The organism is Pseudoalteromonas sp. SR41-1 (assembly GCF_014164015.1).
GTDB lineage: Bacteria > Pseudomonadota > Gammaproteobacteria > Enterobacterales > Alteromonadaceae > Pseudoalteromonas > Pseudoalteromonas distincta.
The window spans coordinates 26514-41306 of the sequence record NZ_JACJEK010000028.1; the positions used below are offsets into that span (position 1 = coordinate 26514).

14 protein-coding genes are annotated in these 14793 nt (G+C 38.0%); 10 read left to right on the plus strand and 4 right to left on the minus strand.

Annotated features, from left to right (window positions below):
* The first annotated feature begins 31 nt into the window (after window positions 1-31).
* From ubiG to H5118_RS19030, 10 genes are all read left to right on the plus strand, one after another.
* The gene (ubiG, locus tag H5118_RS18985) at window positions 32-742 is read left to right on the plus strand and encodes a bifunctional 2-polyprenyl-6-hydroxyphenol methylase/3-demethylubiquinol 3-O-methyltransferase UbiG (RefSeq protein WP_002961162.1); all 711 of its coding nucleotides are present in this window, start codon (window positions 32-34) and stop codon (window positions 740-742) included.
* Window positions 742-1422, plus strand: coding sequence for an HAD family hydrolase (locus tag H5118_RS18990; protein WP_182749708.1), 681 nt, complete (start codon window positions 742-744; stop codon window positions 1420-1422). The genes ubiG and H5118_RS18990 overlap by 1 nt, the downstream gene beginning before the upstream one ends.
* A 408-nt stretch (window positions 1423-1830) precedes the next feature.
* Entirely contained in the window at window positions 1831-4113 is a 2283-nt protein-coding gene (gene nrdA, locus H5118_RS18995) for a class 1a ribonucleoside-diphosphate reductase subunit alpha (protein WP_002961160.1), read from the plus strand.
* Window positions 4114-4253: 140 nt separating this feature from the next.
* Window positions 4254-5477: a site-specific integrase gene (locus H5118_RS19000; protein WP_182749710.1), complete on the plus strand. Its 1224-nt coding sequence runs from the start codon at window positions 4254-4256 to the stop codon at window positions 5475-5477.
* Window positions 5477-5953, plus strand: a complete 477-nt coding sequence (locus H5118_RS19005) for a hypothetical protein (protein WP_182749712.1) — start codon at window positions 5477-5479, stop codon at window positions 5951-5953. Before H5118_RS19000 ends, H5118_RS19005 begins: the two co-directional genes overlap by 1 nt.
* Window positions 5943-7097: a site-specific integrase gene (locus H5118_RS19010; RefSeq protein ID WP_182749714.1), complete on the plus strand. Its 1155-nt coding sequence runs from the start codon at window positions 5943-5945 to the stop codon at window positions 7095-7097. The genes H5118_RS19005 and H5118_RS19010 overlap by 11 nt, the downstream gene beginning before the upstream one ends.
* A complete protein-coding gene (locus tag H5118_RS19015) occupies window positions 7097-9322 on the plus strand; it encodes a hypothetical protein (RefSeq protein ID WP_182749716.1) in 2226 nt (741 codons plus the stop codon). Before H5118_RS19010 ends, H5118_RS19015 begins: the two co-directional genes overlap by 1 nt.
* A complete protein-coding gene (locus H5118_RS19020; protein WP_182749718.1) occupies window positions 9312-9707 on the plus strand; it encodes a hypothetical protein in 396 nt (131 codons plus the stop codon). The genes H5118_RS19015 and H5118_RS19020 overlap by 11 nt, the downstream gene beginning before the upstream one ends.
* Window positions 9708-10151, plus strand: coding sequence for a hypothetical protein (locus tag H5118_RS19025; protein ID WP_182749720.1), 444 nt, complete (start codon window positions 9708-9710; stop codon window positions 10149-10151).
* Entirely contained in the window at window positions 10151-12340 is a 2190-nt protein-coding gene (locus tag H5118_RS19030) for an AAA family ATPase (RefSeq protein ID WP_182749722.1), read from the plus strand. The genes H5118_RS19025 and H5118_RS19030 overlap by 1 nt, the downstream gene beginning before the upstream one ends.
* 330 nt (window positions 12341-12670) lie before the next feature.
* Here H5118_RS19030 and H5118_RS19035 read toward each other — a convergent pair whose 3' ends face one another.
* From H5118_RS19035 to H5118_RS19045, 4 genes are all read right to left on the minus strand, one after another.
* Window positions 12671-13261, minus strand: coding sequence for a hypothetical protein (locus tag H5118_RS19035; protein WP_182749724.1), 591 nt, complete (start codon window positions 13259-13261; stop codon window positions 12671-12673).
* The gene (locus H5118_RS19040) at window positions 13261-13665 is read right to left on the minus strand and encodes an AHH domain-containing protein (protein ID WP_259398005.1); all 405 of its coding nucleotides are present in this window, start codon (window positions 13663-13665) and stop codon (window positions 13261-13263) included. The genes H5118_RS19035 and H5118_RS19040 overlap by 1 nt, the downstream gene beginning before the upstream one ends.
* A 37-nt stretch (window positions 13666-13702) precedes the next feature.
* Window positions 13703-13864 carry a hypothetical protein gene (locus tag H5118_RS20695; protein WP_259398006.1) on the minus strand — a complete coding sequence of 54 codons (162 nt, stop codon included), beginning with the start codon at window positions 13862-13864 and terminating at the stop codon, window positions 13703-13705.
* A 101-nt stretch (window positions 13865-13965) separates the two neighbouring features.
* The gene (locus H5118_RS19045) at window positions 13966-14700 is read right to left on the minus strand and encodes an endonuclease (RefSeq protein ID WP_182749725.1); all 735 of its coding nucleotides are present in this window, start codon (window positions 14698-14700) and stop codon (window positions 13966-13968) included.
* Window positions 14701-14793 lie beyond the last annotated feature (93 nt).

The window sequence follows — 14793 nt, forward strand, 5'->3', positions numbered from 1 at the left end:
TAATGGCCTCAGATTGACGAGGAAGTATTTTATGACCGAACATCAAAATGTAGATCACGCAGAAATAGCAAAATTTGAAGCCATCGCCGAGCGTTGGTGGGACCTAGACGGAGAATTCAAACCTCTTCACGAAATTAACCCATTACGTTTAGACTTTATAGCAAACAAAACGCAAGGCTTATTCGATAAAGAAACACTCGATGTTGGCTGTGGTGGCGGTATTTTAAGCCAAAGCATGGCGCGCATGGGCGCAAAAGTAACTGGTATCGACATGGGGCAAGAGCCTTTAACTGTTGCTAAGTTGCACAGTTTAGAAACTGGCGTAAATGTAGATTACATAAAAGTGCCAGCAGAAGAGTTTGCATCGCAACACCCAGAGCGCTTTGATGTAATAACCTGTATGGAAATGCTTGAGCACGTTCCCGACCCAGCATCTATCATTCATGCCGTAGCTGCACTTGCCAAACCAGGCGCAGACGTGTTTTTTTCAACCCTAAACAAAACACCTAAAGCATATTTATACGCTATTGTTGGCGCTGAAAAGCTTTTAAAAATGGTGCCTGAAGGTACACACGACCATAAAAAGTTTATAAAACCTGCGCAGCTCATTGCTTGGGCAGAGCAAGCGGGTTTAAAAGTTCGTGCAAGTACAGGCCTTTCTTATAATCCACTATCAAAGCAATATACGCTCAATAGTGACGTTAGCGTAAATTACATACTGTACTTTGAGAAGTTAGCTTAATGGCTACCTCTCAGGCCCCCCTCCCCCTTATTGAGTACGATGCATTTTTATTTGATTTAGACGGCACTCTACTCGACACCGCTGATGATTTAGGTGCGGCTTTAAATGCAGTTCTCATTAATAATAAAATAGAGCCTGTTAGTAGTGACATATACCGTCCTGCGGCATCTAACGGCGCAGGCGCATTATTAGAGGCTGGTTTTAAAGAGTTATGGGACACACAACCTCAAAGCGAGCTTATTAAGCAATTAGTTGACGAATACGCTGCAAACATAGCAAATCACACGCATTGCTTCAGTGGTGTTGAATCGTTGCTTATTGCCCTTGATCAGAAAAAGATCAAATGGGGGATCATGACTAACAAACCAGGGTTTTTAACTGACCCTTTAGTGGCAGCAATTCCCGCATTGAAAAATGCTAGTGTAGTAATAAGTGGCGACACCTTAGCTGAAGCTAAGCCATCACCTTTACCACTGCTACATTGTGCAAAGCTTATGCAAGTAGAACCAAGCCGTTGTTTATACATTGGTGATGCACAGCGAGACATACAAGCAGGCAAAGCCGCAGGTATGCGCACAGCAACGGCACTTTGGGGTTACATACCAAGTATTGATGAAGCCAACAGCTGGAATGCTGATTTTAACTGGCAAAGCCCAATTGATGGTTTTAACCATATATAGTGCCATGTTAATTAATAAACACTATATATTGTGATTGTGTTAGTTTTTACGCAAAGCTTGCTGATAAAAAAAGCAGTCAAAATTTATTTTTAAAATGCGTAAATTTAGCAGATCATTAGTTGATTTTTGCATATTTCAACTTAAATGATTGTTCGAAGGTGAGTATCTACTAACACAAATACGTTATCCCGAAGTTATCCACAAATAGGGGCAATTATGTCCCTTGCAAAACAACTCAGACCACACTATCTTGTGATCTCTAAATTGAACAACACCAGATATTGTGGCCAAATGTTATTCAATTAAATTCGCAAATATGGCGAAACTTATAATAAATGAGTATATACCTTGCCCCGGCGAGGTATAAAGCATTGGTCAAAATACATAATTCCCAAGGAATACAGACAAATGAACCAACAGTTATCTGTAAGCAAACGTGACGGGCGTAAAGAGCCTCTTGATCTGGATAAGATCCATCGCGTTATTGAGTGGGCCGCCGAAGGTTTAAACAACGTTTCGGTTTCGCAAGTTGAATTAAAGTCGCACATTCAGTTTTACGACGGTATTCGTACTAAAGACATTCACGAAACCATCATTAAAGCAGCAGCGGATCAGATTTCAAAAGAATCGCCTGATTACCAATACTTAGCTGCACGTTTAGCTGTATTCCATTTACGTAAAAAAGCGTACGGTCAATTTGAGCCACCACGTTTATTTGACCACGTAACAAAAATGGTTGGCGATAAACGCTACGATGCTCATTTACTAGTAGATTACACAGAGCAAGAGTTAGATGAGCTTGATGCATACCTTGATCATTCTCGCGATCTTAACTTTAGCTACGCTGCTGTAAAGCAACTTGAAGGTAAGTACCTCGTTCAAAACCGTGTATCGGGTGAAATATACGAAAGTGCACAGTTTTTATATATTTTAGTTGCGGCAAGCTTATTTTCAGATTACCCACGTGAAACACGTACTGATTACATTAAACGTTTTTACGATGCAGTATCTTTATTTAAAATATCTCTACCAACGCCAATTATGTCGGGTGTACGTACGCCTACTCGCCAGTTTAGCTCGTGTGTATTGATTGAATGTGGCGACAGCCTTGATTCAATCAATGCAACGTCGTCAGCTATTGTTAAATACGTTTCACAACGTGCGGGAATTGGTATTAATGCAGGTCGAATTCGTGCGCTAGGTAGCCATATTCGTAACGGCGAAGCGTATCACACAGGTTGTATCCCTTTTTATAAGCACTTTCAAACAGCGGTTAAAAGTTGTTCACAAGGTGGTGTACGTGGCGGCGCAGCAACATTATTCTACCCGCTTTGGCATTTAGAAGTAGAGAACCTACTTGTACTTAAAAATAACCGTGGTGTAGATGACAACCGCGTTCGCCACCTAGATTACGGCGTACAGTTTAATAAATTAATGTACTCTCGTTTAATTAAAGATGATTACATTACATTATTTAGCCCATCAGATGTGCCTGGCCTTTATGATGCATTTTTTGAAGACCAAGCTGAGTTTGACGCACTTTACGTTAAATACGAACAAGACGAGTCTATTCGTAAAAAACGCATTAAAGCCATTGAGCTTTTCTCTATGTTTGCGCAAGAGCGTGCAAGTACTGGTCGTATTTATTTACAAAATGTGGATCACTGTAATACACACAGCCCATTTATTTCTAAAGTTGCGCCAATTCGCCAATCTAACTTATGTTTAGAAATTGCATTGCCAACTAAGCCACTTAATAACGTGAATGACGAAGAAGGCGAAATTGCCCTTTGTACACTTTCTGCGTTTAACCTAGGTGCAATAGAGTCACTTGATGAGCTTGAAGAGCTAGCTGAACTTGCAGTACGCGCACTTGATAACTTACTTGATTTCCAAGACTACCCTGTACCGGCTGCTAAAAATGCAACTATGGGTCGTCGTACACTAGGAATAGGCGTAATTAACTACGCATACTACCTAGCTAAAAACGGTAAACGTTATTCTGATGGCAGCGCTAATGCATTAACACATAAAACCTTTGAAGCTATTCAATATTACTTAATGAAAGCATCAAACGAGCTTGCTAAAGAGCGTGGCGCATGTCCTAAGTTTAACGAAACAACGTATTCACAAGGTATTATGCCAACAGATACGTACAAACGTGATTTAGATAAAATTTGTGATGAGCCACTTCATCTTGATTGGGATACACTACGTGCAAGTATTAAAGAGCACGGTATGCGTAACTCAACACTAAGTGCATTAATGCCATCAGAAACATCGTCGCAAATCTCTAACGCAACTAACGGTATTGAGCCACCACGTGGACATATTAGCGTTAAAGCAAGTAAAGACGGTATTTTAAAACAAGTTGTTCCTGAGTATGAGCGTTTAAAAGATCAGTACGAGCTACTATGGGACATTCCATCAAACGATGGTTATCTACAACTTGTTGGCATAATGCAAAAATTTGTTGACCAAACAATTTCTGCAAATACAAATTATGATCCAAACAAGTTCGAAGGCGGTAAAGTACCTATGCAAGTCTTATTAAAAGACTTACTAAGCGCGTACAAACTAGGTGTTAAAACCTTGTATTACCACAATACTCGCGACGGCGCCTCAGATTCACAAGAAGATGCTCCAGAAGTGGAAGATGACGATTGTGAAGGCGGCGCGTGTAAAATTTAACCCCCATGTTTATTTGAATGTAACATTTTTGTGGATAAGTAGAATAAAAGCTTATTAAACAATCATTTATTATGGGCGTTTGACGCCCATAAATTTTTAATCTATTTTAAATATTACCGTCATGTTTGGTTTGTATCTAAATGGATTATAAAGTATCTAAAGTAAGTCACCCTAAATATAACAATCAATTAATCCCCTTATTAGTTGATGAGCACAGTATACCTGTTCCTAGTGCATCAGTTTGGGGGTGGGACTTATGGTTATCTGCCCCTCTAAATACCTGCACAGCGAAATTAAACGATTTAGCTATATTTTATAAATTCATTGACCAAGTGCACCCTAGTTTTTTTGAAGATGCTGCAAAGTTAAAGTTTTTAACGCATAGGGAAATTAATAAGCTGTGCTCTTTTTTACTAATAAACTTTAAGTTTCCATTAGAGGACTCTGTTTCAGTCTCTCCATCAACCTTCAATCGTCGTTTATCTTCGATAAATAGCTTTCTATACTTTCACTACACGCGATATATTGAGCGACTATCTGACTTTGAAAAGGCAAATGAATTTAAAAAGTCACTATTTGCCTTTGATGCCCGATTAAAGAAAAAAGCTTACAGCAATTCAGACATAGAAAACCACACGAAGCCGACTGAAACCTTAACAGAGGACGAAATTGATGTAATTCGTCTCGTAATACGCCCATCTACAGACAGTTTTATTAATGAAGTGAACCCCTACAGAAAAGGATTACAGGTTAGGAATGCTTGTTTGATTCTTTTGTTAATTGAGCTAGGCTGTCGAGCGTCGGAATTAGTACTAATTCGAAATATTGATAGTCATTTAAAATTAACCACAAACGCTACTGTCGTTATACAAAGTATTGATTTAAACGAGACCACTCACCGAGGAAGACGTGACGGTGCCGCTCATAAAACCTCTAACAGAGAACTTCCTATTACATCAGGCTTATGTGATTTACTCCTCGACTATACCGAAAATTATCGACCTAAATTGAGGGGGAGAGCTTCAAAAAATTTAACCGACTATTTGTTTATTAGTGAGAAAGATGGCGGCGCATTTACCACATCAGGACTAAGGCACCTTATATCTTCAATGTTCAAACATGTCCCAAACCTTGCCAACGTACTCCACCCTCATAAATTTAGAGTATTTAAAGGGAATAAATTACGAGCTGCAATTGATGATGAATACGAAAACAGTAATTCTCCGATGAAAAAAGATGGTGACATGCAAGATACGTTAACGATGTGGGGTGGCTGGTCAACCACCAGCAGTATGCCTAAACGATACACCAATGCTCACATACAAAGAAAATTAAATGATTATTTAGCCAAAAAGGACAGCTAATGGCACATGCAAATACCGTTTATATAAACAGTAACGAATATGATTGCTATGAATATATGTACGATGTTGTTTCAACATTAAATGGTGACTTTGAGCCAATACCCAAAGCAATTGAAACTTTTTTCGGTCAAAAATTAAGCATTAGAGACGAGAGTGGAAAGTTAAAAAGCGCACTAAAACTCATTAATTTAGGTAAAGATACTAACAATTATAAGATTTCAGACAACTACTCATCCTATTCGTATTTAAATTATATTGCGGTTATGTGTTGGCTAGACATGGCCATTGATAGAACCCCTTCCTCTATTAGCCACTTATCCGTAGGGCTAGAAGCATTAGCCGCTATTACACTGTCCGACAAGGCACTTCAAGACGAGCGAACATTTGCTAAGGAAATGGGCGTCCAGCTTTCAAAAATTATTTTATCTAATCAAAAAAAATCAACGTGCGTGGATGTCCATCCGAATGTTCGCTAACTACGCTATTGAAAGTGGCTTCTGGGGCTTTAATGAAAATATAATCTTTAAGCTCGATGGAGTAAAAATACAAGGACGCGGCACAAAAATGAGAGTTTCCTTGCTTGACCACGAACATGGTCCCTTTACCCGAACGGAAGTCAGTGAAATTACACAAGCGATTCATCAAGACAACATAAGCATCAAAGAAAGAGTCATGGTGAAACTCGCCCTGCGGTATGGTTTAAGACCGATCCAACTAGCACTCCTTCGTGAAGATGACATACTTTATGATGAAAATAAACTTGCGTGGTATGTCAACATACCACGAGTGAAAGGCCGTGTCGCACAATTGAGGCGGAACATTAACAATTTTGTTTTACGAGAACTCAGTCGGGATTTAGCTGAAGATATAAGTGCGTTAATAAACAATAACAAGCAATATCCCTGTGAAGATTTAAATCACATAAAGCTACCGAGACCCTTATTTTTTAGACAAAAAATAAATAGGGACTATCTAGCGAACATAAAAACCCAAGATTATGCATGGCACCAAACCTCCTTTCAAATTTCTATTAATTTCAGCAACTTAGAGCTTAACCTTTTTTCTAAACACGTAACAGATGAAAACGGCACCTCTCTTTTACTTAAACTGAACTGTTACCGCTTTAGATACACCCTTGGCGTAAGAATGGTGATGGAAGGCAAAACACCAGATGAAGTTGCTCTTGCACTAGATCACTCAACTACCGCCTCCGTTAGTCATTACTTTAAATACAATAGAGATATTATAGATTTTATTGATGATAGTTTTGAATCGTCATCGGCCCTTAAAAATGCAACTCTTCGCTGGAAGGGGTTTTTAATTGATGAGGATGATGACTCAATCTCTGGGAGCGTTATTCGAGTTAGCGATATTGTCAGTTTAGGAAAGTGCTTAAAGAAAAGTAGATGCGAATTCCACCCTACCGTTAGCTGTTATGGTTGTGCAAAATTTCGTCCTTTTAAGGATGCAGATCACGGTGCCCAACTTAAAGTTATTAAAGTAGAAAGAGACTTTATTAAGCAAAATTCATCTGGTCCAGTGCAGCATCAACTAGATGAAGCTTTACAAGCTGCTATTGAAATAATAGCAGCTCAAAAAGCTATGAAGGAAGGTAAATAGTGACCCTAGTATCAAGCTTATCCTCAGCCAAAAACCAAAAGAGGCTAAACCATGTTAGAAGCCAAATTAAGCAACTAAAACTTGATGTTATAGATGAGTTTCAAGCATTGACAGACAGTAAAAAAGTGCTAGGTGAATGGGATGATACAGTATGGATTTATAAAAATAAAAACTTATATTTCACTAAACCTTTTGACCAAGATAATAAAAAAGTTAGCCGAAATACTAAAGCAAAAGAGAGAGTACCTCTACCGCCACTCTTTTCAAATATCATCAAGCTTTATGTACTATGTCAAATCAAAAAAGATAAAACAGCTTCTGCCATATCATCCGATATAATCGCTAACTCATGGCTGTTAGAGAGTATTTCCTACCAAGAGAACAAATTAATAACTTTAAAACAAACCACTTTGGATGATGTAATACCATTACTAGAAAAGCACTTCAAAAAGCGTGGTCCATTTGAACGTTATAAAGAGATGGTTCGGTTTACTAAATCTTTTTTAGTGCCTAATAAGCTTGTTCTATCATTTGCGCCAAAGGTTAATATGCCAAACCCTGCGATAGCTCAAAATAACGTCACTTCTAAAGAATACAAAGCTCGCAATATAGATAAATACGATGCTGAAATAGATAAATACCTTGGTATTGTAAAACAACGTTTTGATGAAGACACCAGAAGGATTAAAGCGAAAAAACCAGCCCTTTATCCAGAGCCTAAAAAAGGCTATGACGAATTAAGGCTACTTGCTATTCCTTTTCTATTTGCCTTTGGTCTTAGGATAGGAGAGCTTTGTCGCTTGACCAAAGACTGCCTACAATATGATGAAATTAACGAACGTTGGTATCTAAATGTTCTAACAGAAAAAGGTGAGTTACCCACTGCTAGGCCTATCCCTAGGCTTTGGCAAGAAATTCTTATTGAATCTCATAAGCGTATTTTACAAATAACGGGTGAGTTTAGAGCTTTTGCCAAGCAAGTTGAAAAGACTGGTACTCAAGCATTTATTGATGTGCTCAATTTTGACGATAGGCCAGAACATGTTAAAGAAGCACTAATAGCCGAAGGGTACGATCCCGATATCTACTTCCTTCGTTCTGAAATAGGATTAGCTGGCGATGTACATAGTTCAGGATTAGCCCGTAACTCATGTCGTCACTCAAAACATGTAACAGGAGTTTTTGCTGATGCCGAAGTAGGTATAATCAAATGTCGAAATCACGGTCTTGCCCCTGCCATTCAAACAGTTTTATCTAAAGAGGTAATAGCTAAGTTAGCGATTAAAATATACTCTGGTTATAGCCAGTTAATATACAAAGAAAATTTAATTAATAAGAAGGGAACGGATACTTATTCTTCATCTAGCTTTTCAGCAGAAGTGCCTTTTAGTGAACATTTATTCATCGTTAAAGATGAGTTTTTTCATGGTGGCTCAAACTCTCTAGGCTTCATCCCTAAACCAATGACAGCTAAGGCATTGGTAAACTGGATAACAGAAGATACTTCAAGAAGTAAAACTGTATTTAAGCGTTACGGCATAATTGATGGTGAAGGCAAATGTGTTTCCTTTAGCAGTCATCAATTTAGGCATTGGCTAACGACGGCCCTTATGCGTTCAGGTAAAAATGAAATGATGATCGATCTTTTCATGGGACGAAAAGCGGGTCAGTCTCGACAGTATGACCATCGCACAGCAAAAGAAAGAGCAGAGGCAATTAGACAAAAGTACATGGGGGATAATGTTCCCGATGATGCGCTAGGACGAAGGGTTCTCCGCATGAGAGAAAATAATGTTTCCCTTGATGAAATAGAGACAGCGCTTAACCATACACTTTCTGTGGTTCATTTCACCCCTTGGGGAACATGTAATCGCGACTTAGATGTTAGTCCATGTGAAAAAGGCATGATGTGCCTGAGAGGTGAGCAAGGTAAAGGCTGCCAACACTTTGGTATTGATACATCTGATATAGAGGCTAAACAGTCCATCATAAATACTAAAGCTCATTACGAAAATCAACTAAGTGCCCTGCTTCCTAATTATCAAAATTTGAACGAAAAGCTAAACAATAAAGAACCGTTAGATCAACATATTCAATACTGTATAGATACAATTAATGGTTGTGAAAGCGCTTTAAATGCTTATAAAAAATCTGAAGAACATGAAGCTGTAAACATTAACATTGTACAAATATTCAACCCAGGAGTGACAGTAAATGGCAAATAAAGACTGGTTAGTTAATGCATTAATATCTTTAGATTTCTTCGAAAATAACCCTGAATACAAAGGTGAATTCGGGCATCAATATTTCGTTGATAACTTAGGTGTAAGCCGACAAACTTTGTCTCGAAATGAAAAGTATATGAAAAGGTTTAAAAAAGTAAAAGAATTACTTAAAGGCTACAAGACTACAGACCCTAGTAGTGGTCCAGCACCAATATCAGGCGATAAAGAAAAGCTCAATAAAAAAGAACAAGAAGTTAAGGAGCTTAGGCAAAAGATAGCGGGAATGCAACTAAGGCTAAATGAATGTTACCAAGTCCTAGAAGATCATAACATCGACCCGCAATTTATCTATCCCAAGCAATTGAAAAAGCATAAGGAGGCTTAATTGAGTAAGGCTAGAGGCGTTGAAAATCTAAATAGATTCACTGCCTTTGTCAGTGAAAGAGATAGACTTGGTGATTGGGAGGATTATGTCCTCAAGAATAAATTAGATTTAAACAAAAAAATGATTGCTAGAGATTGTGAGTTTGATCGAAAACGAATCACTGAAAACTCAGCAATATTTGATATTTATAAGGATATTAAAAATAGCCTTTTAAAAAAAGGTATTTTGAATGAAAATAACAGAAGTACAGCAAAACAGCACAGCGACAAAAGCTCGAATATATCAAACAGCCTCAACAAAGCTTCTTTAAAAAAGCAGCAAGAATCAAACGCTGCACTTCAAGAAGAGCTTTATAGCACTCAGAAGAAATTATTTGAAACAGAGGAAAAATTAAGAAAACTAGAAAATATTGAAAACTATCTTCTCGAAACGGGACGTCTGTAATGTCGGTTTTTGAAGGTGAAGTACAAATTAGAAAAATCCGCAAACGAGGATCATTTGGCGGGATTATTTTTTCTGCTCAGACGGTGGCTAAGCCTACTATGCGATACGTGATCAAAGCTGATTATAAGGTAGCAAGAAGACCTAGTGTCTTTAGAGAAAGTCATACTTGGTACGTCAAAGGTGAGATTTCTAGCCAAATAGTTACGTGGAATGACGGTACAAAAGTTAAAGAAAAAATAATAACACCAGAAGTTATTCATTTTGTAAAAGCTTCTAGTGAGAACTTAAAGCATTTACTCGCTAATGCTCCAGAATTTAAAGGAATAAGCGAAATAAATGCTGAAAAGCTCATAACTTTTTTTGGAGATGAACTCGTTGAGATAGCACTCAATAATGATATAAAAAGATTAACGAAAATAATAGGTGTCACGCTAGCACAAAGACTGATCGATGGACTTAAAAGCTATGAAGAGCTATCCGCATTGAGCCTACTAGATGAATTAGGTGTCCCCGCTCATGTCGGTAGCTCTGTCATAAAAATATGGGGAGCAGATGCGTTTAAGCACATTAAAAAAAATCCTTATTTCTTGAGTGTATTTATGGGTAAATTAGAGACTATCGATGCTTATGCTATTGATAGGCTAGGTATGCACCAAAACTCGAATGAAAGATTAATTGCTTATGTTAAAGAAACACTTTTTAATGCCTTTTCTTCTGGACATACATGTCTTCCCTTGAGTGACTTTAAATATAGGCTACGCCGTTTACTGAGAGTTGACGCAGGTTTAATTGAACGTGCAATTAGTGTGGCGAGTCAATCCGGTGATATCCTCATTACCAACAACGCAATGGTTCAAGTGAAAAGCATGAGTATTGTTGAATCATCTGTCGCCAGTATTGTTAATCACCTTAAGGAAAAAATTTACAGTAAATCACTGACACAAAAAGTTTCTAGCATATTATATACATTTGAAAATAATGTTGGATTCTCGCTAACTGAACAACAAAAAGAAGCGGTATTAACTTGCTGTGAAAACTCTATCACCCTACTCACGGGTGGAGCTGGCTGTGGAAAGACTACGGTTATCGAGGCTATTTGTTTTGCGCTTGAACAGTTAAAGCAAACCAGCCAGATAATTCTGATGGCTTTAGCGGGGAAAGCCGCACAACGTATCACAGAGGCAACATGTAGAGATGCGATGACAATAGCTGGCTTTATGCATAATATGAGTCCAAAAGACATCCGTGACGATGCTGTCATTATCGTTGACGAATCATCTATGGTTGACATTCTGTCGCTACTTAAAATATTGAAGCGAATCCCCAAAAGAGGACGCGTAATACTGACCGGTGATCAAGAACAATTACCTCCGGTAGGCGTCGGTTTAGGGCTACATTTACTTGTTGAACTACCGCTACCTAAAGCCCATCTAAGTGAAATAAAAAGACAATCAGCTGAATCGGGAATACCCGAAATCTCACATATCATCAGAAACTTCGGTAATGTTGTGAAAGACATCCCATTCAAGATGTACGCTGGCAAAGGTTCTGGCGTTAGCTTTATTGAATGTGATGAGGCCTCTATCGAGAGAAATATTGTTAATACCTACCAAGAACTTGGCGGGAATGGAGATAACAATAATGTCTTAATATTGTCTCCTTCAAAGCACCTTGTTGGCGGTGTTTGTAATGTTAATGGCTTGATACATGACAAATATTTACTTGGAGAGGAAATATCATTCGAGCATGAGGAATTTGCTCAATTTAGACCTCATGTTCTTAACCGAACTTTACGCATCGGCGAGTTGATCATGTATCTTCGAAATGATTATGACAAAGGTATTAGAAATGGATCTATCGGTAAACTAATTAAACAAACTAAAGATGATGTTTTAGCTGATTTTGAAGGAAATGAAGTTATTTTATCTCTTGATGACTTACAACATATTGAGCATTCGTATGCCATGACCGTTCATAAATCTCAAGGTAGTCAGTTTGAAAGAGTTATAGTCGTCATTAAAGAAACTAGAAATCTTGATCGACACTTAATATATACCGCTTTAACAAGAGCTAAATTTCAAGTTATATTCATTGGCAGTAAGAACACCCTATACAAAGCATTAAAAGTTTCGAAAGCATTAAGTCGAAATACTTTACTCAGTTATCATTTTGAAAAACAAAATTACTAATGCTAAATTTCTTCTGCTCATTATTTAATTTCGCCAATCTGCCAATCTCGTTTTTCTGAGTCTAGCTCCCCTGGTCTCAACCGCCTGTTGTTCTTGATCCTTGGCTAATCTTTCTTACTATTGATTAACTCATCTTTTTTTTCTAGCGTTAAACCTGCCTCTCTATGTAGTGGCGAACACTATACGCTAATATTTACTTAGTAAAAGTGTAGTAAATCGAGTAGAAAATGGATTTTTAGGATAAAGAAAAATGAAGCCCTTTAAGTGAAAACTAAAAGGCAGGTATGCAAATTAACTATGCCACTACACATAGTTTGCTAGACACTGACGTTATATTGTTTCTATTTCATGAAAGTACAACCCTTTTATCCCATGCTCTTGAACGATGCTATATAAGCTATTTGTAGCATCTGTAGTAAAGTATCGAAGTCCAGCTTCTCGTACTCTAAATAATTCAGGGTTTTCAATCGCACTCTTTTCGAATACCATCTTTTTGAATTTTCTAATTCTACTCGGTTTACCATTTTTGATATTTCGGATGGAATGCTCTTCACTAAGGGCTTTGTCAAAGCCTACAACATTAAATGCAAACCACTTCTCAACTTCTAAATTGCATTCAAGTAGCTCAACGTTTTTGCTAAAACCGTTTAAAAATAAAGGTGAATATTTAGGGGATACTACAATTGTTGAGGCACCCAAACCGGCTATATCAGGTTTTTTTAAGTTTTGGTGTGCAATACTAGGGTCTACCAACCAATCAACGCCCAACGCTCTCCAATTGTCTCTCATGCTCATACCATCAAACATTAGCAATTGGCCCTCGGTCAATTGAATAGTTTGTTCGAACCCCGTTTCATTAAGTAAGAGAAAATCATCAGGCTCGACACTGACACTGTATACTTTATTAAATTTGTATGGCATTAAGTATTACCTTGAGTCAATAATGTAGTAATTGGAAATGTACCGTCCGCAAGTTCTTCACCTATCTCTTTCAACGTTTCGATAATACCTTGTCGACCTAGACCCTCAGCAATCGTTTCATTAAGCAGGAATTCAATATTAAAATAATATTTGCCTGTATGAACTTTCGAATGTGGATAAGCATCTGGGAGGATGTCCATTGGAACATGCTTTTGAAAGCGAGGTAAGTAGACACCATTAGCTTCATGGTCAATATCGATACCAAACGCTGCTAACCTCAGCCTTGAACGGGCAGCGCGCATATCATTCCAAGAGACTATATGATGAGCCGCTGTATTCTTAGGTTTATTTCCACGCCCAGCCTTCGCCATATTTGCGGCTAGCTTTTGAGCATGCTTTTTCATATGCTCCCAACGTACATGGCGTGAGTAGATTAAGTCATCAGCTGATGATAAAACCTCGCTTATACTTAACCGAGTCTATTATCTCTCCACGATAATGTATAGAAAACGCATGGGCTTTAGCTAAATCACGGTCGCCCGTTACGAGAAATAAATCGTTTTCAATATCTTGAATAGTTACTTCATGTATCTCTTGACGCATAAAAACTCCTTTTAAATGTTGTTTCTAATATAGATATTTATAGGCATATGTACAAGCTTGCAAGCTTTTTTTGAGCATACAGCCACTACAAGACAACATAGTTAGAGACCTGTACTCTCACAGCGGCTTTTAACTACATCATTTTGATTCTTTTGTAGCTTTGAAATTTTTTCTGCTCGAGTACATTCCCATGCATCTACAGGATACATTTTATCCCATGCATTCATTAGCTGGCTTTGTGCTTTACTCATGCTGTATCGTTTATAGGTGTTCTCCATATACAGATAAGTACGCGCAATTTGCCCTCTAGCCATTTCAGGTGGTTCAGCTTTGCTGTCGTTAATTTTCATCGCACAACGTCCAAAATCGCTTTGAGCCGCTGGAAGCATGGTAAAGTTATGATTACTTCTCAGCGCATTCACAGCCCCAATAGCCGGATAAAGGTTAAACATATCAGCTTGCATAAAACGGTATTCTGTATTTACTTTCTCTGCACATCTTCGACCTTTAAATGACTTCCCCTTACTATTTACACATTGCTTATGTCCATCTCGCCATTCGCGAAAAGTACGACCAAAGTTTTCTGCTGGAACAACGTGTTCCCATTCAATTTTTTTAGCTCGTTTGACGTACTTTGTTGTAGAAAAGCCCTCCGGCACGGTTACTTTTTTACTAGCGTCAAATGTCGCACCACAATAAAGTGTAATGCGGTGATTGTTATAAACCTGCTTTTCTAGAAGTCGTTTAGCTTTGCTAAATGAGTCGATTTCTTGATTTGCTGAAGAGGCAGCAGAGAAAATAAGCGCTGCTAACAGTGTAATTGTGGATGCTTTCATTATGATTCTTGATACCTATTTCGGTTTAAATATGCCACATATAATAAATGAGTTAATAAGCTAGTTCTTATTTGTGGTGACTGACAATTTTAA

Bases quoted from the DNA above. Each gene is read 5' to 3' on its own strand.
- ubiG (WP_002961162.1), top strand. From the start codon at position 32: ATGACCGAACATCAAAATGTAGATCACGCAGAAATAGCAAAATTTGAA.
- H5118_RS18990 (WP_182749708.1), top strand. From the start codon at position 742: ATGGCTACCTCTCAGGCCCCCCTCCCCCTTATTGAGTACGATGCATTT.
- nrdA (WP_002961160.1), top strand. From the start codon at position 1,831: ATGAACCAACAGTTATCTGTAAGCAAACGTGACGGGCGTAAAGAGCCT.
- H5118_RS19000 (WP_182749710.1), top strand. From the start codon at position 4,254: ATGGATTATAAAGTATCTAAAGTAAGTCACCCTAAATATAACAATCAA.
- H5118_RS19005 (WP_182749712.1), top strand. From the start codon at position 5,477: ATGGCACATGCAAATACCGTTTATATAAACAGTAACGAATATGATTGC.
- H5118_RS19010 (WP_182749714.1), top strand. From the start codon at position 5,943: ATGTTCGCTAACTACGCTATTGAAAGTGGCTTCTGGGGCTTTAATGAA.
- H5118_RS19020 (WP_182749718.1), top strand. From the start codon at position 9,312: ATGGCAAATAAAGACTGGTTAGTTAATGCATTAATATCTTTAGATTTC.
- H5118_RS19030 (WP_182749722.1), top strand. From the start codon at position 10,151: ATGTCGGTTTTTGAAGGTGAAGTACAAATTAGAAAAATCCGCAAACGA.
- H5118_RS19035 (WP_182749724.1), bottom strand. From the start codon at position 13,261: ATGCCATACAAATTTAATAAAGTATACAGTGTCAGTGTCGAGCCTGAT.
- H5118_RS19040 (WP_259398005.1), bottom strand. From the start codon at position 13,665: ATGAAAAAGCATGCTCAAAAGCTAGCCGCAAATATGGCGAAGGCTGGG.
- H5118_RS20695 (WP_259398006.1), bottom strand. From the start codon at position 13,864: ATGCGTCAAGAGATACATGAAGTAACTATTCAAGATATTGAAAACGAT.
- H5118_RS19045 (WP_182749725.1), bottom strand. From the start codon at position 14,700: ATGAAAGCATCCACAATTACACTGTTAGCAGCGCTTATTTTCTCTGCT.